The following is a 26,185-nucleotide window of genomic DNA, read 5'->3' as shown; positions in this document are numbered from 1 at the left end:
CGACTGTGGTTCTACCAGCATCCCAGCTGCGCCCAACGGGCCTGGGAGCACTGGCTGGAGCAGGCCCAATCCAGTGGGATTGCCGCGCTGGCCCATTTCGCGGCCAAGCTCGAAGCCTACCTGCATGGGATCGTGTCGCGCTGCCGACATCGACTCAACACCAGCATCGTTGAAGGCATCAACAACACCATCAAGGTCATCAAACGCCGCGCCTACGGATACCGCGATCAGGAGTACTTCTTCCTGAAGATCCGCGCAGCCTTCCCCGGAATTCAGCGATGAACCATAAAAAAGCCCCGCTAATGGCGGGGCTTCGTATCTCGCAGTTGCTTTTTAACTTTACGGGGCAGTTGCCAGCGTGCAGGTCGCATTCGTCATGTCGCAGGTCGTGGTAAGCACGCCAGGAGTCTGGGGCGTGAATTCAACGGTGCCAGTAGCAGAGGTCGGCGGGGCGGTATCAGCTGCGGGCGCCGAACAGGCGCGAGCCTGATAGTCGGGTGCCGTCATGCCGGGCGTCTGAAGTGCGGCCACTGCTGAGTTAGCCCATGCCTTGGCTTCAGCTTGGCAAGCGCCCTCTGCGGAACGCACGCGGTAGTTGTTGTACGCCGGCAGCGCGATGGCGGCCAGGATGGCGATGATCGCGACGACGATCATCAGTTCGATCAGGGTGAAACCTTTCTGCGTCTTCATGGAGCAACTCCCCAAGGGTGGATGGATTCACGTGCCTGGAAAGCGGCGGGTGCCGATCCGTGGGCAGCCGTGCGACATGCACGTGCATCAGGGATGTCGCATGGGTCGTGCCAATCGCGCGAACGCATTGGCACGCGCGTTCCGGGCACGTTTTTGGTGAACAATCGTGAGCGTTCTGCCCCTGGGTTGCCAGATTGGGTCGCCTTGTGACGTTTCGCGTCAGGCGATGGCAGTTGGTTTGCGTGATGCCCGTCGCAGATCGGGTTGAACAGCCCTGACCTTGAAGAGGACGGGAAAGATATCGACGGCGCATCGCTGAACTTGAGCCAGACTTTGCGATGCAGAAATTCAGTAGGCGACACCGTCGACGGCATCAGGCGCAGGCGTCAGCTCTCGGCGTCAGAGTGCAACTTCAAGGAAATTGCACTCTGACCCCGGTTTTCAGTCGATGCCGAGCTTCTTGAGCTTGTAGCGCAGGGCGCGGAAGGTGATGCCGAGCACGGCGGCGGTCTTGGTCTTGTTGTAGCGGTTTTCCTGCAGCGCTTGCTGGATCGCGGCGCGTTCGATGTCCTCGATGTAGGAGGGCAGGGCAGTGCCGGCGGTCTCGTAGGGGCTGAGCGTGCGCGGGTCGGGCGGCAGGCGGGCGGCAGTCTGGGCCGCGGCGCTGTTGCCGGCCATGCCGGGTTGGGCGGTCGGCAGGTGCAGATCGGCAGCGGTGATGCGGTCGCCGTCGGCCATCGCCAGCGCGCGCTCGAGGATGTTTTCCAGTTCGCGGATATTGCCGGGAAAGGCATGTGCCTCGAGGGCGGCGATCGCGTCCGGCGCAAGCGCTGGTGCCGGGCGGCGCATGGCTTGGGCGAGCCGGCGCAGGATGGCATCCGACAACAGGGGCAGGTCACCGGCGCGCTCGCGCAGCGGCGGCACGGTCAGGCCGATGACGTTGATACGGTAGTAGAGGTCGTGGCGGAAGCGGCCTTCGTCGACCAGGGTCGCCAGGTCCTTGTGGGTGGCCGAGAGGATGCGCACGTCGACCTGCACTTCGGCCGAAGCGCCGACCGGGCGCACCGATTTTTCCTGGATCGCGCGCAACAGCTTGACCTGCATCGGCAGCGGCAGTTCGGCGACTTCGTCGAGGAACAGCGTGCCGCCCTCGGCCGCCTGGAACAGGCCGGGCTTGTCGCTGTGTGCGCCAGTGAAGCTGCCCTTGCGATGCCCGAAGAACTCGCTTTCCATCAGCTCGGTGGGAATCGCGCCGCAATTGACCGGTACGAAGGGACCGCCGGCGCGCGCGCTTTGGGCATGCAGCATGCGCGCGACGAGTTCCTTGCCGGTGCCCGATTCGCCGTTGATGCACACCGGAGCCTGGCTGCGCGCGACCTTGGCCAGCGTATTGCGCAGCGTGACCATCGCCTCGGACTTGCCGAGCAGGCGGCCGCCGGTCGCGTCGTCGCTGTGGCGGCCGCGCTCGCCCAGCTCCAGCGCCTGGCGCACCAGGCCGCGCAGCACGTTGATGTCGACCGGCTTGCTGACGAAATCGAACGCACCGGCCTTCAGCGCATCGACCGCGGCCTCGACATTGCCGTAGGCGGTGATCACTGCGACCGGGGTGCCGGGAAAGCGTGTGTTGATCTCGCCGACCAGGTCCAGACCGGAGCCGTCGGGCAGGCGCATGTCGGTCAGGCACAGGTCGTAGCGGCCGGCGGCCAACAGTTCGCGGGCGGCCGCGAGGTTGGGCGCGGTATCGGTACGCAGGCCCATGCGGCCCAGCGTGAGGACCAGCAGTTCGCGGATGTCGTGTTCGTCGTCGACGATCAGGGCGCTGCGGTGCTCGCTCATCGAAATCTGGCTGGGCGCTTGGCTTTTGCGGGGTGACCCATAGTGACAGCTTTTGCCAATAGTGACGAGGGTCACACTGGTGACGCCGGTCACACCGAACGCGGCAGGACGACTTGTTTTCGTGAGGACTCGTGCGTTTTCATGGTGGTTCGGGCCCGCGCGCCGGGCCGGCTGCGGTTCAGCCGCGCAGCGCGCCGCGCCGCGCCGACAGTGCGATCCGGAAGCAGGCGCCGCCGCCCGGTGCGGGGGCATAGTCGAGCCGTGCTTCGTTGGCGCGACACAGTTCGTGGGCGATGTAGAGCCCCAGGCCGGTGCCGCTTTCGGAGGTGGTGAAGAAGGGGCGGAACAGCTGCGCCAGCGCGGTGTCCTCGATGCCGGGGCCGTGGTCGCGCACGCTGATGCAGGGGCGTTCGCCATCTTCGACGCGCAGGGTGATGCGCGCCGGTTCGCCGGGCTGACGGCCGTAGCGCACGGCGTTGTTGACCAGCGCGGTGAGTACCTGGTGTAGGTGGCGCGGGTCGACCACCGCGCGCACGCAGGCGGTGTCGCAGTCCGCGTCCAGGGTGGCGTTGTCGTCGGTGATGAGCAGCCGGTAGTCCTGCACGAAGGCGTGGACGGCGGCGACCAGTTCGACAGGTTCGGGCCGTGCGCGCTCGCGACGCGCCAGGCCGAGCACGCTCTCGACGATGCCGTTGGTGCGCACACATTGCTGGTGGACGATCTGCAGCAGGCGGCGATCGCCGTCCTGGATGGCGTCCGATTCTTCGAGCAGCTGCGTCGCGTAGCTGATCGCCGCCAGCGGGTTGCGGATCTCGTGGGCGAGGCTGGCCGAGAACCGGCCCATGGTGGCCAAGGTCAGCGATTCGGCGCGGCGGGTGACCAGCGAGGTGTCGTCGAGGAACACGAGCGTGTTGTCGCCATCGGCGAGCAGGCGCACGAACCGCGGCATGACATCGACATGTTCGCGCAAGGCGAGTGGGGCGTCGTCGCTGCTGCCGCTGCGCAGCCAGCTGGCCAGGCGCAGCGCCAGCGGCGGCGACAGGCGCGACAACGGGCGGCCGTGTGGGTCGCCGTCGGCATCGAGCAGGGCGAGCGCGGCTTCGTTGGCGCGGCGCACGTGGCCGGCGCCGTCGACGAGCAGGACCCCGGTCTGCATGCGGCGGATGATCAGTTCGTTGATCTCGGCCAGGCTCTGCGCCTCGGCCTCGTGGTGGTCGGCCAGCGCCTGGCTCTCGCGGATCTGCGTGCCGAGCATGCGGGTCAGCGAGGCGGCGGCGAACAGGCCGAGCGCGAACATCAGCGGTTCGGCAACCGGGCGTGTCGGCGCGTGTGCGCTCATCAGGCCGGCGAGCGGTCCGATCAGGAGCGAGGCGGCCGCCGCCATGCAGATCAGCAGGCCGGTGCGCAGGCGCACGAACAGCGAGGCCGCGGCGACGTTGAACAGCAGCAGCATCGCCACGCCGGGCGCGACATCGGGCACGGCATGGCTGGTCAGCGCCGCGACCAGGATGTCGACGCCGATGCCGACCGTCGCGTGGGCGGCATAGTCCGGATGGGGCGCGCGGGCGTGGATCAGCAGGCCGACCGAGGCGACCAGGTAGCCCAGGCTCACCGGCACCGCGATCGCGGCGATCTCCACGCCGCCCAGCGCCTCGCCCCAGGGGCTGAACACGACCAGCGCCAGCAGCGCGGCCTCGAGCACCCGATAGAGCGAGAACAGGGCCAGTTCGCGCTGCATCAGCGACCGGGACATCGCGGGGGCGGCCAGCGGCACGGGGGCTCCAAGGGGACGGTCCGGCGCCAGTATAGGCAGGCGCCGACGGTCCCGGCCGACCCCCGGTTTTGCCCGGCGGGCGCGCATGCGCGAGAATGGCGGACCCCGTCGGCCCGCCGCGCCCTGTGCGCCCGCCGGCGGTCGGCGACATTTCCTTCCCGTACGGACCCCACATGAACTTCCACGAATACCAGGCGAAGCAGTTGTTTGCCGATTACGGCATCCCCGTGCCGGCCGGGCGCGTTGCGTCCACCGCCGACGAAGCAGTCGAAGCAGCCAAGTCCCTGGGCGATGGCCCCTGGATGGTCAAGGCCCAGATCCACGCCGGTGGCCGCGGCAAGGCAGGTGGCGTGAAGTTCTGCAAGACCCACGACGATGTGAAGGCCGCGGCCGAGAAGATGCTCGGCACGAACATGGCGACCTACCAGTCGGCGGGCGTCGCGCTGCCGGTGAACCTGGTGCTGGTGACCGAGGCCGGCGAGATCGCCAAGGAGCTGTATCTGTCGGTGCTGGTCGACCGCGGCACGCAGTCGATCACCTACATCGTCTCCAGCGAGGGCGGCGTGGACATCGAGCAGGTCGCAGCCGAGACCCCCGAGAAGATCGAGACCCTCAATGTCGGCTTCGTCGAGGGCTTCCAGGCCTACCAGGGCCGCGACATCGGCTTCAAGATCGGCCTGAACGCCAAGCAGGCCAACCAGCTGGCCAAGATCATGGGCGGCCTGTACCGGCTGTTCAACGAGAAGGATCTGGCGCTGGTCGAGCTCAACCCGCTGGCGATCCTCGACAGCGGCGACCTGTACGCGCTCGACGGCAAGGTCAACAGCGACGACAACGCGACCTTCCGCCACAAGGATCTGGCCGCGATGCGCGACACGACCCAGGAAGACGAGGCCGAGGTGCGCGCCAGCGAGTACGACCTCAACTACGTGACGATGGACGGCAACATCGGCTGCATGGTCAACGGCGCAGGCCTGGCGATGGCGACGATGGACGTGATCGCGCTCAACGGCGGTTCGCCGGCCAACTTCCTCGACGTCGGCGGCGGCGCAACCAAGGAGCGCGTGACCGAGGCGTTCAAGCTCATCCTGTCTTCGGACAAGGTCAAGGCGATCTTCGTCAACATCTTCGGCGGCATCGTGCGCTGCGACATGATCGCCGAGGGCATCATCGCCGCGGTCAAGGAAGTGGACGTCAAGGTGCCGGTCGTGGTCCGTCTGGAAGGCACCAACGTGGAAGCGGGCAAGAAGCTGCTGGCCGAATCCGGCCTGGCCATCACCCCGGCCGACGACATCAACGACGGCGCCAAGAAGGCCGTCGCGGCCGTTGCCGCCTGACCCCACGCGACCAGGAACTCATTCAATGTCTGTTTTGATCAACAAGAATACGAAGGTCATCGTGCAGGGCTTCACCGGCCAGCAGGGCACCTTCCATGCGACCCAGATGGTCGAGTACGGCACCCAGGTCGTCGGCGGCGTGACCCCCGGCAAGGGCGGCACCACCCACATCAACCTGCCGGTGTTCAACACCGTGCGCGAAGCGGTCGAAGCCACCGGCGCCGATGCGTCGGTGATCTACGTGCCGCCGCCGTTCGCGGCCGACGCGATCCTCGAGGCCGCAGCGGCCGGCATCAAGGTCATCGTCTGCATCACCGAGGGCATTCCGGTGCTCGATATGCTGCGCGTGAAGAACGTGCTCAAGTCGCACCCCGATGTCACCCTGGTCGGTCCGAACTGCCCCGGCGTGATCACCCCGGGCGAGTGCAAGATCGGCATTATGCCGGGCCACATCCACCAGCCGGGCAAGATCGGCATCGTCTCGCGCTCGGGCACGCTGACCTATGAAGCCGTCAAGCAGACCACCGCGGCGGGCCTGGGCCAGTCGACGGTCATTGGCATCGGCGGCGATCCGATCAACGGGCTGAACTTCGTCGACTGCCTGAAGCTGTTCAACGAGGACCCGCAGACCGAGGGCATCATCATGGTCGGCGAGATCGGCGGCGACGCCGAGGAAGCGGGCGCCGAGTACATCAAGGCGCACGTCAAGAAGCCGGTCGTGGGCTTCATCGCCGGCGCCTCGGCCCCTCCGGGCAAGCGCATGGGCCATGCCGGCGCGATTGCGTCGGGTGGCTCGGGCACGGCCGAAGGCAAGTTCAAGGCGATGGAAGCGGCCGGCGTGAAGACCGTCCGTTCGCCGGGCGACCTGGGCGCGGCGATCGCCGAGCTGGTCAAGTAAGCGATCCGGCTCACCGGCGCTTTGCGAAAAGGCCGCCTTCGGGCGGCCTTTTTCTTGGTCTCGCCGCGCCAAAACCGGGGTCCAAAACCGGTGTCAGAGTGAATTTTCGCGAGGCTAAATTGCACTCTGACCCCGGTTTTACGGAGCGGTCACGCCGGAACAGTCGGCAGACAGGTACTTGTACCGGTCGGTGCGCCGGTCCGGCGAGGCTGTTGACATGGCGTTGGCCGATGCGCATGATCGATGCGCATCAAAGAGGGCCGCGTCATGCGCATCCGCGAAGACTATGCCGGCTACGGCAAGCGTGCGACCAATGTCAGCGTCAACCAGGGATTGCTCGAGGAAGCGCGTGCGCTCGACATCAATCTGTCGGCGACGCTGGAAAAGGCGCTGGAAGCCGAAGTGCGCGCCCGCAAGCGTGCCCAGTGGCGGGAGGAGAACCGTGAGGCGATGGCCGCGTACAACGCGCGCATCGCCCGCGACGGACTCGCCAGCGACCGCGTCCGCGCATTCAAGGCATCGCTGAAGGATCCGACGAGGGCATGAGTCAATTCTGCGTCTATGCCAATGCCGACCCGGCTTCGCGTCGCGCGGTGCCCTGTTGGCTGAACGTGCAGAGCGATTTGATCGACACTGTGGAGTCGCGTGTCGTCGTGCCGCTGATTCCACCCGAGCAGGCCGGCCCGCTGGTCACCGGCCTGATGCCGGCACTGCCGGTCGCCGGTAAAACGATGGTGATGGACACCGCGCAGATCACCAGCGTGCCCATGCAGATGCTCGGTCGGCAGGTCGCGAACCTGTCGGGCGAGCGACTGCGCATCATCGAAGCCCTGGATTTCCTGACGCATGGCATCTGACCCGTCCCGCTCCCTGCGCATCGCCCTGGCCCAGTTCGACTTTCCTGTCGGGGACGTGGGGCGCAATGCCGAACGCATCGCCGCGATGATCGAGGAGGCGAAGACCGAGTTCGGCGCCGACATCGTGGTGTTTCCCGAGCTTGCGATCAGCGGCTATCCGCCCGAAGACCTGTTGATGCGGCCGGGCTTCCTGATCGACTGCGAGGCCGCGCTGATGCAGGTCGCCAAGGACGTGCACGGTATCGTCGCGGTCGTCGGTTGGCCCGAATCGGCCGGCAGCGTGCTCTACAACTCCGCCAGCGTGCTGCGCGATGGCAAGGTCGAGCGGACCTACCGCAAGCGCGAACTGCCCAACTACAACGTCTTCGACGAGCGGCGTTACTTCCACGTCGATCCCGATGGCGGCTCGTGCGTGATCGACGTGCGCGGCGTGCCGGTCGGTGTGCTGGTGTGCGAGGACCTGTGGTTCCCCGAGCCGCTCGACGACACCGTGCGCGCCGGCGCCGAACTGGTCGTGGTGCCCAACGCCTCGCCCTACGAGCGCGGCAAGCATCGCCAGCGCGACGCGCTGCTGGCCGAGCGCACGCGCGATGCGGGCGTGGCGCTGGCCTACGTCAACGTGGTCGGCGGCCAGGATGCGCTGGTGTTCGATGGCGCCTCTGTCGTCGCCGATGCCGATGGCACCGTGCATCCGGCGGCGGTCGCGTTCGACGATCAATGGCTGGTGGTCGATTACGATCGGCAGCGCCGCGGCTTCACGCCGGTCCTTTGGGTCGACGACGGCGACGAGAGCATCGATGCGCTGGCCTGGCGCGCGGTGGTGCGGGGGCTGCGCGACTACTGTGGCAAGAATGGTTTTTCGAAGGTGTGGCTGGGGCTGTCGGGCGGTATCGACTCGTCGGTGGTGCTGGCGATGGCGGTCGATGCGCTGGGCGCCGACAACGTCACCGCGGTGCGGCTGCCGTCGCGCTACACCGCCGGGCTGAGCAACGACCTGGCGGCCGAGCAGTGCGAGCGTCTGGGTGTGCGCATGCTCACGATTCCGATCGAGCCACCGTTCCAGGGGTTCCTCGACACGCTGGCCGAGGCCTTCGGCGACGCCGCGCCCGAAGTGACCGAAGAGAACCTGCAGTCGCGCACGCGCGGCGCGATCCTGATGGCGCTGTCCAACAAGCATGGCGGGCTGCTGCTGACCACCGGCAACAAGAGCGAGTACGCGGTCGGTTACGCGACGATCTACGGCGACATGTGCGGCGGCTACGCGCCGCTCAAGGACCTCTACAAGACCGAGGTCTTCGGGCTGGCGAAGTGGCGCAACACGGTCGCCGGCAGTCCGGTGATCCCGCCCGCCGTCATCGACCGGCCGCCGTCGGCCGAATTGCGCGCCGACCAGCTCGACCAGGACTCGCTGCCGCCCTACGACGTGCTCGACGCGATCCTGCGCCGCTTCGTCGACCAGGAGGAGTCGCGCGACGAGATCGTCGCCGCCGGCTTCGACGCGACCACCGTCGACCGGATGCTGCGGCTGGTGCGCACCAGCGAATGGAAACGGCACCAGGCAGCCCCGGGCCCAAAGATTTCGCGCCGCGCCTTCGGCCGCGAGCGCCGCTATCCGATCAGTAACCGGTACTCGGGCTGATGGGGCGCGCCCTGCGCCTTCCCCTGCTTGCCGAGGACGGCTGCGACGCGAGCCGGGCCTCGCTGCCTCCCCCGCAAGCGGAGGAGAGCAGCAAGCCGCAGCGCGCTGCGAGCGTTGTGATGCGTCGCGCGCCCTCACTCCTTCCCCCGCAAGCGGGGGAAAGCCGGGATGGGGGCGTTTGGGCGGGATGCGGGCTGGATGGAGCGGTCTGCGGCCTTCGTCGCTCGCCCCTGCCGTCTGCGTCACCTGGCCGTGTGCCCCCACCCAACCCTCCCCCGCAAGCGGAGGAGGGCAGCGGGCCGCAGCGCGCTGTGAGCGTTGTGGTGCGTCGAGCGCCTTCACTCCTTCCCTCGCTTGCGGTGGAAGGCCGGGATGGGGGTGTTTCGGCGGGGTGCGGGCTGGATGGAGCGGTCTGCGGCCTTCGTCGCTCGCCCCTGCCGTCTGCGTCACCTGGCCGTGTGCCCCCACCCAACCCTCCCCCGCAAGCGGCGGCGGGCAGCGGGCCGCAGCGCGCTGCGAGCGTTGTGATGCGTCGAGCGCCTTCACTCCTTCCCCCGCAAGCGGGGGAAGGCCGGGATGGGGGCGTTTGGGCGGGGTGCGGGCTGGATGGAGCGGTCTGCGGCATTCGTCGCTCGCCCCTGCCGTCTGCGTCACCTGGCCGTGTGCCCCCACCCAACCCTCCCCCGCAAGCGGAGGAGGGCAGCAAGCCGCAGCGCGCTGCGAGCATTGTGGTGCGTCGCGCGCCCTCACCACTTCCCCCGCTTGCGGGGGAAGGTCGGGATGGGGGCGCGGTGTCGGGGCACGCGATGAGCCTCAAGTGGCGAGCCGCGGGGTTGCCATGCTCGCGCTGATCCAGCGGGTCAGCGAGGCGGCGGTGCGGGTCGATGGCGATATCGTCGGCCGGATCGGGCCGGGGCTGCTGGCGTTGGTCGGGATCGAACCCGGCGACGGCGAGGCGCAGGTGGCGCGGATGGCTGAGCGGCTGCTGGCTTACCGGGTGTTCGGCGACGAAGCCGGTCGCATGAACCGGTCGCTGGCGCAGACCGGCGGCGGGCTGTTGCTGGTCAGCCAGTTCACGCTGGCCGCCGACACTCGCTCAGGCAACCGGCCGGGCTTCAGCACCGCCGCGCCGCCTGAGGAGGCTGAACGGACCTTCGATCGCCTGGTGGCGGTCTGCCGCACCTGCCATGGGGGGGTGGAAACGGGACGGTTCGGCGCCCATATGGAGGTCAGCCTGGTCAACGACGGCCCGGTCACCTTCCTGCTGCGGGCATGACCCCGGCCCCGCAGGTGGTATAATTACGGGTTCACTTTGACAACGGTGCGCCACATGGCGAATGAACGTCCCGCCCAGCAGTCCGACATCAAGCTCCTGATCAGCAAGGGCTTGGAGCAGGGCTATCTGACCTACGCCGAGGTCAACGATCACCTGCCCGACGACATGGTCGATCCGGAGCAGATCGAAGACATCATCGGCATGATCAACGGCATGGGCATCGATGTCCATGAGGTCGCGCCCGACGCTGAGACGCTGCTGCTGGCCGGCGAGTCGAGCGGCAACCGCGAGGTCGACGAGACCGCGGCCGAGGAAGCCGCCGCGGCGCTGACCTCGCTCGATACCGAAGGCGGTCGCACCACCGATCCGGTGCGCATGTACATGCGCGAGATGGGCACGGTCGAGCTGCTGACCCGCGAAGGCGAGATCGCCATCGCCAAGCGCATCGAGGAAGGCCTGAACCAGATGATGGCCTCGGTGGCCAGCTTCCCCTGGTCGGTCCAGTTGCTGCTCGAGGAATACGAACTGCACAAGGCCGGCAAGAAGCGCCTGGCCGAAGTCGTGGTCGGCTTCAACGACCAGTTGCTCGAAGAACTCGCCGCTGAAGAAGAGGCCGCCGCCGGCAACGCGCCTGCGCCGGTCGCCGCCGATGCGGACGACGCCGACAGCGACGACGACGATGCGGACGACGACAGCAGCGACGAGGAAGAGAGCACCGGTCCCAGCGGTCCGGACCCGGCCGAGGTGGCGCGCCGCATGGATGTGCTGGCCGACCTGTTCAACAAGTTCCAGAAGGCCTACGCCAAGAACGGCGCGTCGGCCAAGCCGGTCGTGAAGCTGCGCGGCGAGATGGCCGACCAGTTCATGACCTTCAAGCTGCCGCTGCCGCTGAGCGACCTGCTGGTGCGCAAGCTGCGCGATGTCGTCGGCGAGCTCAAGGACCACGAGCGCCGCATCCTCGACCTGTCCACCCGCGTGGCCAAGATGCCGCGCAAGGACTTCATCCGTGCCTGGGACGGCAACCAGACCAACACCGGCTGGGCGGACGAGATGATCAAGCGCAAGCAGAAGTGGTCGTCGGGCCTGAAGGACGTGCGCGATCAGATCGTCGCCGAGCAGGAAGCCACGCTGGCGATCGAGAAGGCCATGGGCGTGACCCTGGGCGATCTGAAGGAGATCAACCGGGCGATGGCCTACGGCGAGGCCAAGGCCCGCAAGGCCAAGAAGGAAATGGTCGAGGCCAACCTGCGCCTGGTGATCTCGATTGCCAAGAAGTACACCAATCGTGGCCTGCAGTTCCTGGACCTCATCCAGGAGGGCAACATCGGCCTGATGAAAGCGGTCGACAAGTTCGAACACCGCCGCGGCTTCAAGTTCTCGACCTATGCCACGTGGTGGATCCGTCAGGCCATCACTCGCTCGATCGCCGACCAGGCACGCACCATCCGTATCCCGGTGCACATGATCGAGACGATCAACAAGTTGAACCGCATTTCCCGCCAGATGCTCCAGCAGTACGGCCGCGAGGCCACGCCCGAGGAGCTGGCCAAGGAAATGGACATGCCCGAGGACAAGATCCGCAAGGTGATGAAGATCGCCAAGGAGCCGATCTCGATGGAGACCCCGATCGGCGACGACGAGGACTCGCATCTGGGCGACTTCATCGAGGACACCAATGTGGAGTCCCCGATCGACGCGACCACCAACACCAACCTGATGGAGACGGTCCGCGATGTGCTCGCCGGCCTGACCCCGCGGGAGGCGAAGGTGCTGCGGATGCGCTTCGGCATCGACATGAACACCGACCACACTCTCGAGGAAGTCGGCAAGCAGTTCGACGTGACCCGCGAGCGGATCCGTCAGATCGAGGCCAAGGCGCTGCGCAAGCTGCGTCACCCCTCGCGCAGCGAGCAACTGCGGAGCTTCCTCGACGTCGAGTGATCTGCTGCTATCGATCCACGAAACAGCCCGCCGAAAGGCGGGCTTTTTCGTGGGCATCCCGCCCCGTAGGAGCGCGCGCCTGCACCGGTTAGGCTTGGCGGGAGAGGGCGCTCGCGCGCGAGCGCGTGCCGCACGACATGTCGCCACCGAGGATGCCCATGGACGAACAGGTCCACGCCACGCCCGATCCCTATGCGCCGCCAAGTGCGCCAATCGTCGAATCGCAGGACGCGGCCGGATTGCCGTTGTTCAAGATCGCCGGCATCGGCATCGCCACCTTCTTCGGATCAGTGCTGGCTGGCGGCCTGCTGATGGCGATGAACTTCCACCGCATGGGCCGGCCCGAGCGCGTCTGGCCGACACTGGGCCTGGCGCTGCTGGGGCTGCTGGCGACGGGCGCGCTCGGTGCGGTCCTGCCCGAGCAGTTCCCCGGCGTGCTGATAACCGTGCCTACCCTGGTCGCCGTGACGGTGCTGGCCGGCAAGACGCAAGGCGAGGCCATTGCCCGCCGCGAACGCGCGGGCCTGCCGATGCGCTCCAACTGGCTGGCGCTGGGCATCTCACTGCTGGTGCTGCTGCCGATCACCGCCCTCGGCATCGGCTTGCTGCTGTTCGCTGGCGCCTGAGCACAACGGGTGTTGGCGGCGGGCTGGGACGACGCCAGCGTCCGTCCGGCTGGATCCGGCCTGTCAGTCGAGGACAGTCGGCGTCGATGTGCCGACGATGACGACATCGGCCTTGCGGCGGGCGAACAGACCGACGCTGACTACGCCCGGGATCTGGTTGAGCTGCGTTTCCAGGCCCACCGGATCGGCGATCGACAGGCCGTGGATATCGAGCACCCAGTTGCCGTTGTCGGTACGCACGCCCTCGCGCCAGACGGGCTGACCGCCGGTGGTCGCCAGGATCTCGCGGGCGACGAGGCTGCGGGCCATCGGGATGACCTCGATCGGCAGCGGGAACGTGCCCAGCACCGGTACCTGCTTGGCCGGGTCGATGATGCAGACGAACCGCTCGCTGGCCTCGGCGATGATCTTCTCGCGCGTCAGTGCCGCGCCACCGCCCTTGATCAGATGCTTGCCCGGATCGCACTCGTCGGCGCCGTCGACGTACAGCGACAGCGGGCCGGTGGCGTTGAGGTCGAGTACCTCGATGCCGTGCCGGCGCAGGCGCTCGGTGCTCTGATCGGAGCTCGACACCGCGCCGTCGATGCGGTGCTTGATCTTCGCCAGTGCGTCGATGAAGAACGCCACCGTCGAGCCGGTGCCGACGCCGACGATCATGCCGTCCTCGACGTACTCGATCGCCTTCTCGCCGGCCAGGCGCTTGCCTTCGCTCATCGCTTCTTCTCCAGGGACGACAACAGCTTCCACTGCGCGGCTGTGACCGGCAGCACGGACAGGCGCGCGCCTTTGCGGATCAGCGCGAACTCCTCGCCCAGCGCGTCCGCATGCTCGCGGATCTCGCTCAGCGTGATGGGGTGGGCCAGCGTGCGCACGTAGCGCACGTCAACGAGGAACCAGCGCGGCGTCTCCTGGCTCGCCTTCTCGTCGTAGTACTTCGACGAGGCGTCGAACTGCGTCGGATCCGGATAGGCGGTGCTGGCGACCTCGGCGATGCCGTAGATGCCGGGCACGGCCGCGTTGGAGTGGTAGAAAAACACGGCATCGCCGATCCGCATGCCGTCGCGCATGAAGTTGCGCGCCTGGTAGTTGCGAACGCCGGTCCACGGTTCGGTACCGACGCGGGCCAGGTCGTCGATCGAGAAGTCTTCCGGTTCGGACTTCATCAGCCAGTAGCGCTTGCGGGTGCTCATCGCGTCTCGTCAGGCGGCAAGGGGCGAAAACAGGGTCGCCGATTCGGTGCAGACCGCGTCCAGCGGCACGTCCCAGTCGGCGGCATCGAGTGCGTCCACCTGCTGTGAGGCGAAGGCGGCGCCGACCAGCATGGGCGGCGCGCCCTGCGCCCGGCGGAATGTGAAGCTGCGGTCGTACCAGCCCCCGCCCATGCCCAGGCGATGGCCCTGCGCGTCGAAGCCAACCAGTGGCGCGACGACCAGTGTCATCTCGCGCGCATCGAGCGCCGACGCCGGCTCGACGTCCGGCTCGGGAATGCCGTAGCGGTTGGTCACCAGCGCATCGCCCGCGCGCCAGGGCGCGAAGCGCAGCGTGTCGCCATGCAGCAGCGGCAGGCAGTAGATCAGGCCGGGCGGCAGGCGGAGCTGGAAGACGTGCAGGCCGATCTCGCCATCGCTGGCCCAATAGCCGGCCACGTAGCCCGTGGCGGGCAGCATGGGCAGCGCGAGCAACTGCGCAGCCAAGCCTTCGGCGGCGGCGATCCGCACCGCGGCCGGCAGCGCGCGGCGCTGGTCGCGCAGGCGGCGGCGGAGGGCGGGGCGGTCGGTCATGCGGCCGGACTCGTCGTCGAAAAAGCGCCGGCGACGCGGCAGGCGGAAAGAGATACGTTCTCCGCACATGTCGATGCACGCGAAACGACCTTGAACCCGGGGTTCAAGTGGGAACGCCGGAATTCCTTCGGGCTTTCCGCTCGAAGGCGGATATGCACTCCCGGTTTTCCTGCATCCCCGGTGTCGTTCTTAAGGGACAAGGCGAATGTTTTGCACGCTGTCGGACACGGCAGAGAACGCAGGCGCAGTATAGCGCCGCAGCGGGCGCGCGCGCAGCCGTTTGTCGGAGAACGCTGCGTAGGGATGGGACGAGTTCAGCCGCGTGGCGGCGATGCGAAGGCGGGGCGATCGCGAACGCGTCGCCGCCGTTCGCGCGCGCCTGCAACGGTCATCACAGTTCGGCTTCGAACGCGTCGAGCCGGCGGTGCAGCGCCGCGATGGCCTCGGCAATCGCGCGGCCATCGCTGCCCCCGGTCTGGCGCAGTTGCAGCAGTTCGTGCGCGAAATTCAGCGCCGCGAGCACTGCAATGCGGTCGACGGCCGCCATACGGTTGGCGCCGCGGATCTCGCGCATCTGGGTGTCGACCAGGCGTGCGGCTGCGGTCAGGCCGTCGCGCTCGCCTGGCGCCACGCCCACGGTATATTCACGGTCCAGCACGCGGACACTGACCGCCTCGCTGGCACTGCTCACGTGTGCTGCTCCAGGGATTTGAGGCGCGCGATCATCGCTTCCACGCGCGAGCGCGCCTGTTCGTTCTTCGACACCAGTTGGGCACGTTCGACGACGATGCTCTCCTGTTGCTGGCGCAAGCTGCGGTTCTCGTCGCGGAGCAGGCGGGCGCGCTCGATCAACGTCTCCACGCGCGCTGTCAGGCGGGCGAGCTGGGTGATGACGTCGGGCGTGTCCATGTCGGCACGATAGGCAGCCCCCCGGTGCCGGTCAAGGCGGGCGCCTTAGCCGTTGTCGTCCGCCGCCGGCGCGGCACCAGCAGGGTGGGCGCGGACGAAGGCCAGGCACTGGTCCGGGGGCAGGGGCCGCGAGATCCAGTAGCCCTGCAGCTCATCGCAGTTGCGGTCGGTCAGAAAGCGCAGTTGTGCCTCCGTCTCCACGCCCTCTGCGACGACCCGGCGCCCCAGCGCATGCGCCAGCGAGATGACGGTGGCAGTGATCGCGGCGTCCTCCCGGTCGTCCGGCAGCCCGGCCACGAAGGCCTTGTCGATCTTGATCGTGGTGATCGGCAGCCGCTTGAGATAGGCCAGCGACGAATACCCGGTGCCGAAATCGTCGATCGCCAGTGACACGCCCATCGTGCGCAGCGCCTGCAGGCGCGCGGCCGCATGCTCGGCGTCGGCCATCAGCACGCTTTCGGTCAGTTCCAGCTCCAGCCCCTGGGGCGGGAATCCGACCTCCTCCAGCACACGGCGCACCACGCCCGGGAAGTCGCCGCGCAGCAATTGCAGCAGCGAGACGTTGACCGAGACCGAGATGTCGGCCACCCCCTGGCGACGCCAATCGAGCACGGTGCGACAGGCCTCGCGCAGCGCCCATTCGCCGATCTCGTGGATCAGGCCGCTTTCCTCGGCGATCGGGATGAACTCGCTCGGCGGAATCTCGCCCAGCGTCGGGCTGTTCCAGCGCAGCAGGGCCTCGACGCAGGCGATGCCGCCCTGGGCCCGGGCGTGCCGCGGCTGCATGGCCAGGCGCAGTTCGCCGCGGTCGAGCACCTCGCGCAGCGCACCGGTCAGCGTGGTGCGCCGGCGGGCCGCGATGTCCATCGCATCGTCGTAACGCTTGAAGGTCCGGCGCCCCGCGGCCTTGGCCTGGTACATCGCGATGTCGGCCTGCTTGAGCAGTTCGACCGCCCCGCGCGCGTGGTCGGGATAGACGCTGATGCCCAGCGAGGGCGAGATCGTGATCTGCCGGCGATCGTCGATGCGCAGCGGGGCTTCGAAGGCATGAATGATCTCGCGGGCGATGCGGTCGGCGGCCTGCACGTCGTCGAGGTTCTCGATGACGATGGTGAATTCGTCGCCGCCCAGGCGCGCGACGGTATGGTGCATGCCGACCGTCTGCTGCACCCGGGTGGCGGCCGCGCACAGGATGCGGTCGCCGGCGGCGTGGCCCAGCGAGTCGTTGATGTCCTTGAACCGGTCGAGATCGAGGAACAGCACCGCGATGCGATGGCCGTTGTCGCGCGCGCGCGCGATCGCGCGCGACAGGCGCTCGGACAGCAGCGAGCGATTGGGCAGACTGGTCAGGGTGTCGAAGTTGGCCAGGTAGCGCAGTTCCTGCTCGGCGCGCTTTTGGTGGGTGATGTCGTTGAGAACGAACACGTGCAGGGGTTGGCCCATGTCGGCGTCGTAGACCGTGCGGCACTCCACCGCTGCGAGGAACTGCTCGCCGTCCTTGCGCCGCTGCCGCAGCTCGCCGCTCCAGTGCCCGTGGCGCGCGGCCTCCTCGCGCAGGTGGCGCGAGACATCCTCGGCGTCGGGGTTGTCGTCGAGCAGCCGCGCATCCTGGCCGAGCACCTCGCTCTCGGTATAGCCGGTCATGCGCAGGAACGCGGGATTGACCGAGACGTAGCGGAAGCCGGCATCGATGACCGCGACCGCCTCGCGCATGCTGCGCAGCACTTCGGCAGCGATCCGGTGTTCGCGTTCGGCCGTGCGCGTGGCGGTGACGTCGAGCGCCGTGCCGGCGATGCGCGCTATCGCGCCGTCGCGGCCGCGTGCGACGGCGCGACCGCGCACGCGAACCCAGCGCCAGTCGCCGCCGTCGATCGCGACGCGCAGTTGCAGTTGCAGTTGGCCGCTGCCGTCGCCCTGGATGTAGCGCGCGAGCGCATCGCGGGCGAGCGGGCGATCCTCGGGGTGCAGCAGTCCCTCGATCGGGACGGCGTGCTCAACGGCCGTCTCGCCATGGGGGTCGGTCTCGCACACGGTATGCCGGACCACGCCGGACGCCATGTCGTAATCCCAGTCGCGCTCGCCCGTGGCCCACAGCGCCAGGTTCAGTCGCGTGGCCCGTTCGTCCCGCGGGCGGGGGCGGTCGCGTCGGCCCCGCCGCCCGAGCGCCAGCGCCACGCACAGCACCAGCAATGCGGCCAGCAATGCAGTGACCGAAACGTGCAACGGACTGGGGACGATCACGCGGACTCCGCGCCGGAGGGGCGGCGTCGAGTTTAGGCATCGCGTGGGCGGGACAACAAGCGCGGCGATAAGGAGACGACGGCACGGTTGCTACACTGCATCGTCCGTCGCCGCCCTTGTGAGTCCCGTGTCCGAACGCCTGCCCAGTCCCGCCGAGATCGACGCCGAAATCGGCCGTCTGCAGTTGGCCATCGGCGCCAGCGAATTGCATGGAGGCCTCTGTGGTTGGCTGGCCGGCGGCGGGGCGTCGCGAGCCGACTGGCTGGCGCCGGTACTCGCCGACGACACGCTGCCTGCCCCGGTGGCCGGCAGTGCGCTCGACCGGCTGCGCGCGGTCAGCGCGGCGCAATTGGAGGACCGCAGTTTCGGGTTTGCACTGGTGCTGCCCGACGAGGACGCCCCCCTGTCGGCGCGCAGCGCGGCGCTGTTCGATTGGTGTCGCGGTTTTCTCGGCGGCTTCGGTCTGGCTGCGGGCGCGGCCCCGGGCCTGTCGGAAGAAGGCACCGAGGCCTTGGCCGATCTCGCGCGGCTTGCGGCGGCCGACGCCCCGGCCGATGCCGAGGACGACGATGCCGAGGAGGACGCATTCGCCGAGATCGAGGAATTCGTTCGCGTGGCGGTGCTGCTGCTGCACGGCGATGCGGCGCTGGGCCGGCGTCACCGCAACCGGTTGAACTGACGTGGCCGGCGCGATGTCCGTGGCCGCCTGTCAGAAGCGACGGCGCCAGTTGATGCGGATGGCCGGCAACGACGCGATCGTGGTGGTCCCATCGGCGCCTGAGCGCATCCGCAGTCGCGACACCCACTTTCCGTATCGCCAGGATTCCGACCTGTGGTACCTGACTGGGTTCGCTGAGCCCGACGCGGTGCTGGTGCTGGTGCCGGGCCGCGCGCACGGTGAGGCGCTGCTGTTCTGCCGGGAGCGCGATGCCGAACGCGAAGCCTGGGACGGGCCGCGGGTCGGTCCCGAGGGGGCAATGGATGCGCTGGGCGTCGACGATGCATACCCGATCGACGATCTCGACGAGATCCTGCCCGGGCTGCTCGAGGGCAGGACGCGGGTGTACTACCACTTCGGGCGCGACACCGAATTCGATCTGCAGCTCATCGGCTGGCTCAACCGCGTACGCGCACAGGTGCGGCTGGGCGCGCAGCCGCCGCACGAGTTCCTCGAGCTTGGTCACCTGCTCGACGAGATGCGGCTGATCAAGACCGCCGACGAACTCAAACTGATGCGCCGCGCAGCGAAGATCAGCGTCGAGGCGCATGCCGCGGCGATGCGTGCGGCGCGGCCGGGCATGCGCGAGTACGAACTGCAGGCCGAGCTGGAGTACGTGTTCCGCCGCCACGATGCGGTGCCGGCCTACGAGAGCATCGTCGGTGCAGGTGCCAACGCCTGCGTCTTGCATTACCGGGCCAACGCCGCGCAGGCGCGCGACGGCGACCTGGTGCTGATCGACGCGGGGGCGGAGTACCGCGGTTACGCCGCCGACATCACCCGGACGTTTCCGGTCAACGGCCGCTTCACCGCGGCGCAGCGGGCGCTGCACGAGGTCGTGGAAGCGGCGCAGCAGGCGGCGTTGCGCAAGGCGCAGCCCGGCCGGCCCTACGAGGCGGGGCACCATGCGGCGGTCGAAGCGCTGACCGAGGGGCTGCTGCGGCTGGGGCTGCTCAAGGGGCGCCTGGAGACGTGCATCGACGAGGGCCGCTACAAGCGCTACTACCCGCACAAGACCGGGCACTGGCTGGGCCTGGACGTGCACGATGTCGGCGACTACCGCATCGAGGGCGAGTCCCGCCTGCTCGAGCCGGGCATGGTCTATACCATCGAGCCGGGGCTCTACGTGCCGGCCGATGACACGTCGGTCGATGCGAAGTGGCGCGGCATCGGCGTCCGCACCGAGGACGACGTGCTGATCACCCGCGCCGGCCACGAGGTGCTCACCGCCGGCCTGGCCCGCACGGCCGACGAGATCGAGGCGTTCATGGCGCAGGCGCGCTAGACCCATCAGCCCGCCCCCGCTCGCGGGGGGGAGGGCGATCCGCTTGCGCGGCACTGCCGCGCGGGTCGACCGAACGCCCGGCGCGTTGCGCCGGGGTGGACGGGGTGGGCGGGGGCGGCTTACTCGGCCGACGCGCTCCACGCCTCGCGCGTGAGGTTGATCGGGGCATCGTCGGTGCACACCACGTTGTCCTCGATCCGGATGCCGCCGTAGGGGCGGAACGTCTCGACCCGATCCCAGTCGACCGCATCGCCCTTGCCCGCGGCCTTGAGGTCCTCGAGCAGCATGTCGACGAAGTACACGCCCGGCTCGATCGTGACGACCATGCCCGGCGCCAGCGTGCGGGTCAGGCGCAGATAGGGATGGCCGTCGGGCTTGGCGATGGTGCCGCCGGTCTCCGAGGCCGCGAAGCCGGCGACGTCGTGCACTTGCAGGCCGATGCCGTGGCCGATGCCGTGCGGAAAGAACGCGGCGCTGACGCCGGTCTCCAGCGCTTCTTCGGGCGAGATGCGCAGCACGCCGAAATCGCGCAGCACGCCCGACAGCGCCAGGTGTGCATCCAGGTGCAATTGCTTGTAGTCGAAGCCGCTGCGCACCTGCGCGCACATCGCCTGTTGCGCGCGGTCGACCGCGTCGATCATCGCCTGGAACTCGCTGCCGGTGTCGTGCGCATAGCTGCGGGTGATGTCGGCCGCGTAGCCGGCGTGGCTGGCGCCGGCGTCGATCAGGAAGCTGTGCACGGGGTCGGGTGCCAAACGGCCCAGCTCGGTGTAGTGCAGCACCGCGGCGTGCGTGTTGAGCGCGACGATGTTGTGGTACGGCAGTTCGTTGGCATCCTGGCCGGCGGCCTGGCAGTAGGCCAGGTGGATGCCGAACTCGCTGGCGCCGGCACGGAACGCACGCTCGGCGGCCTGGTGGGCGCCGACCGCGATGCGCGTGGCCTCGCGCAGCATCGCGATCTCGTAGGGCGTCTTGAACGCGCGGTGGTAGTCGAGATGGTCGAGCACCGCCTGCGGGTTGTTCGGGCGATAGGCGCCGTACTGGCCGAGTGCGCTCTGGGGCTCGCCGAGGATCGCGCAGCGCGCGGCATTCTTGGGCAGATGCTGCTGGGCGTCTTCCGGCTTGCGGATGACCACGACATCGAAGTGTTCCACCCAGTAGCCCGAGGGCGCCTCGGGCACGACGTGCCAGTAGTCGCGCGGCTGCAGGTAGATCAGCTTCGGCTTCGCGCCGGGCGTCACCACCAGCCAACTGCCCGGGGTACGGGTCAACGGCACCCAGGCCTTGAACTGCGGATTGACCGCGTAGGGATAGTCGCGGTCGTCGAAGACCTGGTAATGCAGGGTGCCGCTGGGGATCACCAGATGGTCGAGGCTCGCGCGCTCGAGCGCGGTGCGCGTGCGCTCGAACAGCGTCGCGAGGTGGTCTGCGTAGAGGTCGGCAGCGGACAACGCGGAAGTGATAGACATCTCGATCCTGCGGGGAAAGCGTGAACGTCTATTCTGCCGCAAGCGACCCAGCGCCTGGGGGGAGGGGTGGGTCAGTCTTCCAGGAACAGCGACACCACGTCGTTGGCGAACCGGTGGCCGAGCGCGGTCGGTACGATGCGCGCGCCGTCCTCATGCAGCCAGCCGGCGTCGAACGCGGCTTGCAACGGGGCGGCGATCGCCGACGGCGGCAGTCCCGTGCAGGCCTCGAAGTCGTACAGCGTGAAGCCCTCGACCAGTCGCAGCGCATTGAGCATGTACTCGAACGGGCGGCGCGCCTCGGCGATGCGCTCGTCGCCGCCGATCGAGGCGGGCGTGCCAGCGGTCGCCAGCCAGGCTGTGGGGTGCTTGTGCTTCCATCGGCGTGCGATCGCCTGCTCGCTGCCCAGTGTGAGCTTGCCGTGGGCGCCGGCACCGATGCCCAGGTAGTCGCCGAAGCGCCAGTAATTGAGGTTGTGGGCGCATTGTCGGCCGGGCCGCGCGTACGCCGAGATCTCGTACTGCGCGTAGCCCGCTTCGGCGAGCCGGGCCTGACAGCGTTCCTGCATGTCCCAGGCCAGGTCCTCGTCGGGCAGGTCCTGCGGCGGGCGCGCGGCGTAGACGGTGTTGGGTTCGAGGGTGAGCTGGTAGTGCGAGATGTGCGCCGGTGCCAGGGCGATCGCGCGCGCGATGTCGTCCTCGGCCATCGCCAGCGTCTGGCCCGGCAGCGCGTACATCAGGTCGAGATTGACGTTGTCGAACCCCGCTTCGCGCGCCAGCGCGATCGCTGCCAACGCCTGGGCGCTGTCGTGGATGCGGCCCAGGCGGTGCAGGCAACCATCGTCGAAGCTCTGGATGCCGAAACTGATCCGGTTCACGCCGGCCCGGCGGTAGTCCTCGAAGCGGCCGTGCTCGGCGGTGCCGGGGTTGGTCTCCAGGGTGATTTCCGCGCCCGGGGCGAAACGCAGCCGCGACGAGGCGCCCTGCAGCAGTCGGTCGATCGCGTCGGCCGGGAACAGACTCGGGGTGCCGCCGCCGAAGAACACGCTGTGCACCGTGCGACCCCAGACCAGCGGCAGATCCTGATCGAGGTCGGCCAGCAGCGCGTCGACGTAGGCATCGAACGGCAGCGCACCACGTTGCTCGTGCGAGTTGAAGTCGCAGTACGGGCATTTGCGCACGCACCACGGCAGGTGCACGTACAACGACAGGGGCGGGGGGATCAGCATCGGCCGGTAGGGGGGAGGGGGCCGGGCGGCCCGGCGCCAGGGGCGGGCAGGCGTGCCTGCGGGATCAGGATGCCAGACCGGTCAGGCGCTGGCGCAGCGCCAGCAGCGCGCGGGCGCGGTGGCTGAGGCGGTTCTTCAGCTCGGGCGTCATCTCGGCGGCGGTCAGTCCGTGCTCGGGGTCGAGGAAGACCGGGTTGTAGCCGAAGCCGTGGTGGCCACGCGGTGCGTCCAGGATGCGGCCTTCCCAGGCACCTTCTGCGATCAGTGGCTGCGGATCGTCGGCATGGCGCAGTACCACGATCACCGCGTAGAAGCGGGCGGTGCGCCGATCTTCGGGCACAGCGCGCAGCGCCTCGAGCAGCTTGGCGTTGTTGGCCGCGTCGTCGGTCGGCGTGCCGGCATAGCGCGCACTGTAGAGCCCGGGGGCGCCGCCGAGCGCATCGACGATCAGGCCCGAGTCGTCGGCCAGCGCGGGCAGCCCGGTGGCGGCGCTGGCGTGGCGGGCCTTGATCAACGCGTTCTCGACGAACGTGGTGCCAGTTTCGGGCACGTCGTCCACGCCCAGCGCGCGCTGCGGCACGATTTCCAGCGGCAGGTCGGCGAGCATCGCCTGCAGCTCGACGAGCTTGCCGGCATTGCCGCTGGCCAGCACCAGGCGCGTGCGCGTGGACGCGTCCATGTCAGCGCGCCAGCGCCGCGCGTTGCAGCGCGACCAGTTCGGCGACCCCGGCTTCGGCCAGGCCCAGCATCGCGTCCATCTCGGCGCGACGGAACGCGTGGCCTTCTGCCGTGCCCTGGATCTCGATGAAGCCGCCGCCGTCGTTCATCACGACGTTCATGTCGGTGTCGCAGTCGCTGTCTTCGGCGTAGTCGAGGTCGAGTACCGGCACGCCGCGGTAGACGCCCACCGAGACCGCGGCGATCGCGCCGTGGACCGGGTCCCGGCCGAGTTCGCGACGCGCCTGCAGCACGCGGATCGCATCGACCAGCGCGACATAGGCGCCGGTGATCGCGGCGGTGCGGGTGCCGCCGTCGGCCTGCAGTACATCGCAGTCGAGGGTGATGGTGCGTTCGCCCAGCGCACGACGGTCGACACAGGCACGCAGGCTGCGGCCGATCAGCCGCTGAATCTCCAGCGTCCGCCCGCCCTGCTTGCCGCGCGCGGCCTCGCGGTCGTTGCGGGTGTTGGTGGCGCGCGGGAGCATGCCGTATTCGGCGGTGACCCAGCCCTCGCCCTTGCCGCGCAGGAACGCGGGCACGCGGTTTTCGACGCTGGCGGTGCACAGCACGCGGGTGTCGCCGAAGCTCACCAGCACCGAACCCTCGGCATGGCGGGTGAAGCCGCGCTCGAAGCGCACCTCGCGCAGTTGGTCGGGCGCGCGGCCGCTCGGGCGGGAAGAATCGGACATGTCGGGTCGCTGCAGGAAAACGGGGGGCGATTCTAGCAGCCGCCCCGCAAGCCCCGGTTCGCGTCGGCTCGGCACCGGCGCCCTTCAGGCATACTGCCGCGCTCTATCGAGCTTGATTTTCGGGACCGCCATGATCCGCAGCATGACCGCCTTCGCCTCGGGCGAACGCACCACGCCCTGGGGCACGCTGAGCTGCGAGTTGCGCGCGGTCAATCACCGGTTCCTGGAGCTGGGCACGCGGATGCCTGAAGAACTGCGGGCGCTGGAGCCGGTGCTGCGCGAGCGCATTGCCGCGCGCGTCTCGCGCGGCAAGCTGGATCTGGGCCTGCGCCTGCGCCCGGTCGAGGGCGGCGGCGAGCTGCAGCTCAACCGCGCGCTGCTCGACCAGCTCGGCCAACTGGCGCAGGAGCTGCGCAACGGCTTTCCTGAATTGCGGGCCAGCCTGACCGAGCTGTTGCAGTTCCCTGGCGTGCTGCAGTCGCGCGGCGTGGACCCGGCAGCGTTGCAGGTCGAGGTGGTGGCGCTGCTCGACGAGGTGCTCGACGGCTTCATCGCCGCGCGCGAGCGCGAGGGGGCTAAGCTCGTGGCCGCGACACTGGAACGGGTCGACGGCATCGCCGCAATTGCCGCCCAGGTGCGCACGCTGATGCCGGCGATCCGCGACGGCCAGCGGGCCAAACTGCAGGCGCGGCTCGACGACCTGGCCCAGCCGGTCGATCCGGGCCGCATGGAGCAGGAACTGGTGCTGTGGTTGCAGAAGCTCGACGTCGACGAGGAACTCGACCGGCTCGATAGCCATGTGGACGAGATCCGTCGTGTGTTCGCGCAGCGCGAGCCGGTCGGTCGCCGGCTCGATTTCCTGCTGCAGGAGTTCAACCGCGAAGCCAATACGCTCGGCTCAAAGTCGGTCGACAAGCGCAGCTCGCAGGCCGCGATCGAGTTGAAGGTGCTGATCGACCAGATCCGCGAACAGGTGCAGAACATCGAGTAGCGTTTCGAGAGGATGTCATGCCATCCCAAAGAGACCTATGAGTCCGCTGTTCAACGTGGGTTTTGTCTCATCAAGCATGTGATCTTCGGCAAGCGGTTGAACTCCCCGTGATCGCATTTCCGGCCATTGTCGGATCCAGTCGACAACGCCCAGTCAGGCTGAATGGTCAATTTTCGATATTTTCCCAAATTGGGAAATTTGGAGTATCGTGCTGGTCGACAACACCTCGGTGGATACCAGCATGGAACTCCCTCTGGATTTGGCTCAGCTTCAAACGACGCCCGCTGCGGACGTCAAAGTGAAGGGGTGGCCGAGCCTCATGCGCAAGGTGCGCGCGAGCGGAGCCATCGTCATCACCAACCACAACCATCCCGATGCTGTTGTGGTGGACGTGAACGAGTATCAGCGGCTGGTCGCGCATGCGAACGCGGCATCCGGGGCTAACCTGCGCGCGCAGTCGCTGCGGGCGTTGCAGTTGCGGTTCGATGAGCACCTGTCATCGCTGAAGGACGGCTCGGGACTGTCCAAGGTGCTGGGTAGGCCTGCTCATAAGGGCAGGAAGATTGCGTTGGGAAGCTCGCGCTAGCCTGTGGGCCGGATCTTGGTTTTGGCAGGGATCAACGGCGCCGGCAAGAGTTCGCTGCTGGGCGCGATGCTGCGGGAGGATGGAGCCAACTGGTTCAACCCTGACTCCTTCACTCAGGCGTTGGTGGAGGCAGGATGGCCCCCCGATGAGGCGAACGCCGAGGCGTGGCAGGAAGGGGTGAGGCGCCTGCGTGAAGCGATTGCCAATGGGGCCGACTATGCGTTCGAGACCACCCTCGGCGCGAGAACGATTCCCCAGTTGCTGCGTGAGGCTTGCAACCTTCACGAGGTCACGGTCTGGTTCTGCGGGCTGGAAAGCGCAGAGCTGCATATCGAGCGCGTCGCCGCCCGCGTGGCGGCTGGTGGCCACCATATCGCCGAGGACAAGATCCGCGGTCGTTACGATTCGTCCAGGGCAAACCTGATAGCGCTGATTCCCTATCTGGCAACGCTGCGCGTTTACGACAACAGTCGACCGCCCGATGCCGACGGCCGTGTTGAACCGCTGCTTGTTTTGGACATGGACCGCGAGGGCATTGGCTACCCAGTGAGGCCAGAGGATCTGGCGCAAACCCCACAATGGGCGAAGGCGATCGTCATGGCGGCCTTGGACGTACACTCGCCCGTCTGAGCGGATAGGCATTCACTCGGACGATGCCTTGCATAGTGTCGTCTGTGGGGATACCAAAGCGCGGGG

26 protein-coding genes, 1 other RNA gene and 1 pseudogene are annotated in these 26,185 nt (G+C 68.2%); 14 read left to right on the top strand and 14 right to left on the bottom strand.

Going from position 1 to position 26,185, the window contains the following annotated elements; all coding sequences use genetic code 11:
- Positions 1-282 (top strand): transposase (locus tag ABE505_RS15235; protein WP_346445335.1); only part of this gene is annotated, 282 nt, incomplete at its 5' end.
- 318 nt (positions 283-600) lie between these two features.
- Here ABE505_RS15235 and ABE505_RS15230 read toward each other — a convergent pair.
- From ABE505_RS15230 to ABE505_RS15220, 3 genes and pseudogenes are all read right to left on the bottom strand, one after another.
- Positions 601-690: pseudogene (locus tag ABE505_RS15230) on the bottom strand (prepilin-type N-terminal cleavage/methylation domain-containing protein); the annotation flags it as partial.
- A 441-nt stretch (positions 691-1,131) separates the two neighbouring features.
- Entirely contained in the window at positions 1,132-2,526 is a 1,395-nt protein-coding gene (locus ABE505_RS15225; RefSeq protein ID WP_346445334.1) for a sigma-54 dependent transcriptional regulator, read from the bottom strand.
- A 178-nt stretch (positions 2,527-2,704) separates the two neighbouring features.
- Positions 2,705-4,279 (bottom strand): ATP-binding protein, encoded by a 1,575-nt coding sequence (locus ABE505_RS15220; RefSeq protein ID WP_346445333.1) that lies wholly within the window; start codon positions 4,277-4,279, stop codon positions 2,705-2,707.
- 194 nt (positions 4,280-4,473) lie between these two features.
- Here ABE505_RS15220 and sucC point away from each other — a divergent pair, with 194 nt between their 5' ends.
- From sucC to ABE505_RS15180, 8 genes are all read left to right on the top strand, one after another.
- On the top strand, positions 4,474-5,637 hold the full coding sequence (sucC, locus tag ABE505_RS15215) for an ADP-forming succinate--CoA ligase subunit beta (protein WP_337244111.1): 1,164 nt from the start codon (positions 4,474-4,476) through the stop codon (positions 5,635-5,637).
- Between the two features lie 25 nt (positions 5,638-5,662).
- Positions 5,663-6,535 (top strand): succinate--CoA ligase subunit alpha, encoded by an 873-nt coding sequence (gene sucD, locus ABE505_RS15210; protein WP_241945328.1) that lies wholly within the window; start codon positions 5,663-5,665, stop codon positions 6,533-6,535.
- A gap of 267 nt (positions 6,536-6,802) precedes the next feature.
- A complete protein-coding gene (locus tag ABE505_RS15205) occupies positions 6,803-7,081 on the top strand; it encodes a type II toxin-antitoxin system CcdA family antitoxin (protein WP_346445332.1) in 279 nt (92 codons plus the stop codon).
- Positions 7,078-7,392, top strand: coding sequence for a CcdB family protein (locus ABE505_RS15200; RefSeq protein ID WP_346445331.1), 315 nt, complete (start codon positions 7,078-7,080; stop codon positions 7,390-7,392). Before ABE505_RS15205 ends, ABE505_RS15200 begins: the two co-directional genes overlap by 4 nt.
- A complete protein-coding gene (locus ABE505_RS15195) occupies positions 7,382-9,031 on the top strand; it encodes an NAD+ synthase (protein ID WP_346445330.1) in 1,650 nt (549 codons plus the stop codon). Before ABE505_RS15200 ends, ABE505_RS15195 begins: the two co-directional genes overlap by 11 nt.
- A gap of 838 nt (positions 9,032-9,869) precedes the next feature.
- Positions 9,870-10,307: a D-aminoacyl-tRNA deacylase gene (gene dtd, locus ABE505_RS15190; RefSeq protein ID WP_346445329.1), complete on the top strand. Its 438-nt coding sequence runs from the start codon at positions 9,870-9,872 to the stop codon at positions 10,305-10,307.
- 54 nt (positions 10,308-10,361) lie between these two features.
- Positions 10,362-12,248, top strand: a complete 1,887-nt coding sequence (gene rpoD, locus ABE505_RS15185; protein ID WP_346445328.1) for an RNA polymerase sigma factor RpoD — start codon at positions 10,362-10,364, stop codon at positions 12,246-12,248.
- Positions 12,249-12,406: 158 nt separating this feature from the next.
- Positions 12,407-12,874: a hypothetical protein gene (locus tag ABE505_RS15180; RefSeq protein WP_346445327.1), complete on the top strand. Its 468-nt coding sequence runs from the start codon at positions 12,407-12,409 to the stop codon at positions 12,872-12,874.
- Between the two features lie 63 nt (positions 12,875-12,937).
- Here ABE505_RS15180 and rpiA read toward each other — a convergent pair whose 3' ends face one another.
- The 7 genes from rpiA to ABE505_RS15145 form a co-directional block, all read right to left on the bottom strand.
- On the bottom strand, positions 12,938-13,588 hold the full coding sequence (gene rpiA / locus ABE505_RS15175; RefSeq protein ID WP_346445326.1) for a ribose-5-phosphate isomerase RpiA: 651 nt from the start codon (positions 13,586-13,588) through the stop codon (positions 12,938-12,940).
- Entirely contained in the window at positions 13,585-14,064 is a 480-nt protein-coding gene (locus ABE505_RS15170) for an EVE domain-containing protein (RefSeq protein WP_346445325.1), read from the bottom strand. Before ABE505_RS15170 ends, rpiA begins: the two co-directional genes overlap by 4 nt.
- A 9-nt stretch (positions 14,065-14,073) precedes the next feature.
- Positions 14,074-14,655, bottom strand: a complete 582-nt coding sequence (locus ABE505_RS15165; protein WP_346445324.1) for a 5-formyltetrahydrofolate cyclo-ligase — start codon at positions 14,653-14,655, stop codon at positions 14,074-14,076.
- A 54-nt stretch (positions 14,656-14,709) separates the two neighbouring features.
- Positions 14,710-14,894: non-coding RNA, 6S RNA (gene ssrS, locus ABE505_RS15160), on the bottom strand.
- A gap of 152 nt (positions 14,895-15,046) precedes the next feature.
- A complete protein-coding gene (locus tag ABE505_RS15155; protein ID WP_346445323.1) occupies positions 15,047-15,346 on the bottom strand; it encodes a cell division protein ZapA in 300 nt (99 codons plus the stop codon).
- A complete protein-coding gene (locus ABE505_RS15150) occupies positions 15,343-15,564 on the bottom strand; it encodes a TIGR02449 family protein (RefSeq protein WP_241945337.1) in 222 nt (73 codons plus the stop codon). The genes ABE505_RS15155 and ABE505_RS15150 overlap by 4 nt, the downstream gene beginning before the upstream one ends.
- A gap of 45 nt (positions 15,565-15,609) precedes the next feature.
- Entirely contained in the window at positions 15,610-17,805 is a 2,196-nt protein-coding gene (locus ABE505_RS15145; protein ID WP_346445322.1) for an EAL domain-containing protein, read from the bottom strand.
- A 139-nt stretch (positions 17,806-17,944) separates the two neighbouring features.
- On the opposite strand from ABE505_RS15145, the gene ABE505_RS15140 reads away from it, so the two are divergent.
- Together ABE505_RS15140 and ABE505_RS15135 are read left to right on the top strand one after the other, a co-directional pair.
- Positions 17,945-18,484 (top strand): UPF0149 family protein, encoded by a 540-nt coding sequence (locus ABE505_RS15140; protein ID WP_346445338.1) that lies wholly within the window; start codon positions 17,945-17,947, stop codon positions 18,482-18,484.
- A 13-nt stretch (positions 18,485-18,497) separates the two neighbouring features.
- Complete coding sequence (locus ABE505_RS15135) at positions 18,498-19,808, top strand: aminopeptidase P N-terminal domain-containing protein (RefSeq protein ID WP_346445321.1); 1,311 nt, start codon at positions 18,498-18,500, stop codon at positions 19,806-19,808.
- Between the two features lie 119 nt (positions 19,809-19,927).
- Here the strand turns inward: ABE505_RS15135 and pepQ are convergent, their stop codons facing one another.
- The 4 genes from pepQ to rph form a co-directional block, all read right to left on the bottom strand.
- Complete coding sequence (gene pepQ, locus ABE505_RS15130; protein WP_346445320.1) at positions 19,928-21,277, bottom strand: Xaa-Pro dipeptidase; 1,350 nt, start codon at positions 21,275-21,277, stop codon at positions 19,928-19,930.
- Between the two features lie 71 nt (positions 21,278-21,348).
- On the bottom strand, positions 21,349-22,503 hold the full coding sequence (gene hemW / locus ABE505_RS15125) for a radical SAM family heme chaperone HemW (protein ID WP_346445319.1): 1,155 nt from the start codon (positions 22,501-22,503) through the stop codon (positions 21,349-21,351).
- Positions 22,504-22,567: 64 nt separating this feature from the next.
- Entirely contained in the window at positions 22,568-23,182 is a 615-nt protein-coding gene (rdgB, locus tag ABE505_RS15120; RefSeq protein ID WP_346445318.1) for an RdgB/HAM1 family non-canonical purine NTP pyrophosphatase, read from the bottom strand.
- A gap of 1 nt (position 23,183) precedes the next feature.
- On the bottom strand, positions 23,184-23,912 hold the full coding sequence (rph, locus tag ABE505_RS15115; protein WP_337244127.1) for a ribonuclease PH: 729 nt from the start codon (positions 23,910-23,912) through the stop codon (positions 23,184-23,186).
- 130 nt (positions 23,913-24,042) lie between these two features.
- On the opposite strand from rph, the gene ABE505_RS15110 reads away from it, so the two are divergent.
- The 3 genes from ABE505_RS15110 (at position 24,043) to ABE505_RS15100 (ending at position 26,119) form a co-directional block, all read left to right on the top strand.
- On the top strand, positions 24,043-24,903 hold the full coding sequence (locus tag ABE505_RS15110; protein WP_346445317.1) for a YicC/YloC family endoribonuclease: 861 nt from the start codon (positions 24,043-24,045) through the stop codon (positions 24,901-24,903).
- 241 nt (positions 24,904-25,144) lie between these two features.
- Positions 25,145-25,489, top strand: a complete 345-nt coding sequence (locus ABE505_RS15105) for a type II toxin-antitoxin system prevent-host-death family antitoxin (protein ID WP_346445337.1) — start codon at positions 25,145-25,147, stop codon at positions 25,487-25,489.
- Positions 25,490-25,492: 3 nt separating this feature from the next.
- Positions 25,493-26,119 (top strand): hypothetical protein, encoded by a 627-nt coding sequence (locus ABE505_RS15100; protein WP_346445316.1) that lies wholly within the window; start codon positions 25,493-25,495, stop codon positions 26,117-26,119.
- Positions 26,120-26,185: the final 66 nt, after the last annotated feature.

It is taken from the genome of Luteimonas sp. TWI382, from assembly GCF_039674545.1.
GTDB lineage: Bacteria > Pseudomonadota > Gammaproteobacteria > Xanthomonadales > Xanthomonadaceae > Luteimonas.
The sequence above is the reverse complement of the archived record's forward strand: the minus strand, read 5'-3'. Positions and strand labels throughout refer to the sequence as shown.